General features: G+C 69.5%; 2 protein-coding genes. One reads left to right on the top strand and one right to left on the bottom strand.

What is annotated here, in order from left to right; all coding sequences use genetic code 11:
- Nucleotides 1–113: 113 nt before the first annotated feature.
- Complete coding sequence (locus tag ACFY1L_RS55965; RefSeq protein ID WP_351330817.1) at nt 114–665, top strand: hypothetical protein; 552 nt, start codon at nt 114–116, stop codon at nt 663–665.
- Here the strand turns inward: ACFY1L_RS55965 and ACFY1L_RS55960 are convergent.
- Entirely contained in the window at nt 622–1413 is a 792-nt protein-coding gene (locus ACFY1L_RS55960; RefSeq protein ID WP_351330815.1) for an IS5 family transposase, read from the bottom strand. The two genes, ACFY1L_RS55965 and ACFY1L_RS55960, sit on opposite strands and share 44 nt — an antisense overlap.
- Nucleotides 1414–1682 lie beyond the last annotated feature (269 nt).

Below are 1682 nucleotides of genomic sequence, written 5' to 3'. Positions count from 1 at the left end.
AGAAGCTGTTGTCTTTCCGGGCTTGAGAACGGTGTTTTCGCTGGTCGGGCGTAGGGTCGGTGTTCCTGTGGGAGTGGTGGTCTGTCGTGTCGCCGCTGCTGTGGAGGTCATGGATGCCGTCGGTCGTGGGGCTGCTGGAACAGCGTGAGCTCGTGGCTCGCCGTCGCGTGGACGAGCTGCGGGAGGAGGCCGACCGCATCCAGGCTGAACTGGCCGTGGCCGAGCGGGACTGGAAGGAATGGGCCATCGCTCGCTCGCGGGTGGGCGAGGTGCTTGCCCCGGCAGACGAGGCTGGGCATGGTCACGACCAGGCCGGCAGGACAGCACCGACAGCCGAGGGGCAGGCCGGGGAGGCATCGTCAACGCCGGAAGCGGCGAAGGCGAAGTCGCAGGTGCCGGTGTGGCGTGAAGGGCTTGTGTGGTCGGTGCTGTCGGTGGACTACCAGCGCATCCTCACCGCGCTCGCGGACCGGGCCCGGCTCGGGCAGGGTCCGCTGACCTGCCAGGAGATGGCCGCAGTGTTCGGCATGGACGTGGTTCCGGCGAGGGTGGAGGTACTGAGGTCGAAGGCGAAACGCCTGGTCGCGCGAGGCTGGCTGGCCGAGCCGGCGCCGGGCCGGTTCACGCTCGCCCGCGGCGTGAGCGGGCCAGGCGGCGGGTCATGAGCAGGGTCATCGACCAGTAGATCATCGCCTCGGCGCTGGTGGTGCGGCGTTCGAAGTCGCGCGCCAGGCGGCGGCTTCGCATCAGGTGGGCGAAGAGGCGCTCGACGATCCACCGCTTGGGCAGTACCACGAAGCCGCGCATGTCGTCGCTGCGCTTGACGATCGCCAGCACCAGGGCGAACGTGACCAGGCAGTACTCGACGAGGCTGCCGGTGTAGCCGCCGTCCGCCCAGACCAGGGCCAACCGGTGGTGCGCGTCGGCGACTTGGTGCAGCAGGACCTGGGCGGCGGCGCGGTCACCGACATCCGCGCTGGTGACCATGACGCCCAGCAGCAGGCCGAGGGTGTCGACCAGGACGTGTCGCTTGCGCCCGTTGATCTGTTTGCCGCCGTCGAAGCCGCGGCTGTCGGCGCCGACGACGGCGTCCGCCTTGACGGACTGCGAGTCGATCACACCGGCCGTCGGCTCCGCGTCCCGGCCCAGCCTCATCCGGACCTGGCCGCGCAGCCGGTCATGGAACTCCTTGACCAGGGCGTGGTCGCGCCAGCGGCGGAAAAAGGCATACACGCGGTCCCACGGCGGGAAGTCGGCCGGCATCGCCCGCCACTTGACGCCGTTGTCAACGAGATAGCGGATCGCGTCGAGCACCGCGCGGTGGCAGTATCCCTCCGGCCGGCCGCCCCGCCCGCGCATCCAGCCCGGTGTCGGCAGCAGCGGCCGGACCTCAGCCCACTCCTCGTCCGTCATGTCAGACGGGTACCGGCGCTGCCGTTCAGGCCGGTCGGCCGCGTTGCCGTACACGTGCGCGAGGCAATCACACGTTGGAGCGGCCGAGTTGGACTGCCCGGCCATCGACACGGAAGACTGCAGCACCGGGGCCTCCTGTTGCTCCATGGATTCGACACCCACGAGCTGTTCAGGAGGTCCCTTCCTCATGCCCTCGCCAGGGCAGGATCACCCGACCGGGAACCCGCGTTCGACCGCCACCGCTCAAGATCGAAAAGGCAACAGCTTCT

It is taken from the genome of Streptomyces sp. NPDC001663 (assembly GCF_042893105.1).
GTDB lineage: Bacteria > Actinomycetota > Actinomycetes > Streptomycetales > Streptomycetaceae > Streptomyces.
Note: the sequence above shows the minus strand (reverse complement) of the source record. Positions and strands in the feature narration are given on the sequence as shown.